Annotated in this window: 1 protein-coding gene; it reads left to right on the forward strand. The window is 72.0% G+C overall.

Annotated elements, in window-relative coordinates; genetic code table 11:
* Positions 1 to 26: 26 nt before the first annotated feature.
* Positions 27 to 246: DUF3999 family protein (locus tag HKX41_12855; protein NNC25025.1), on the forward strand; the 220-nt coding region annotated here is incomplete at its 3' end.

Below are 246 nucleotides of genomic sequence, written 5' to 3' on the forward strand. Positions count from 1 at the left end.
CAACGCCCCCCGCAGGACGCCTCCGCATGAAGCCTCGTTCTCTCGCCTTCGCGCTGCTGGCGCTGGCCTTGCCGCTGAGCGCCGCGCCGCGCCAGGACTACGCGCAGCAATGGCCGCTGCAACTGAGCCGCGACGACGGCGGCGCGTATCGCGTCGTGCTCGATCCGGCGGTGTACGCGCAGGCGCAAAGCGCGCAGTTGCGCGACATCGACGTGATCGACGCGTCCGGCGCCAGCGTGCCTTCCG

This window comes from Salifodinibacter halophilus, assembly GCA_012999515.1.
GTDB lineage: Bacteria > Pseudomonadota > Gammaproteobacteria > Nevskiales > Salinisphaeraceae > Salifodinibacter > Salifodinibacter halophilus.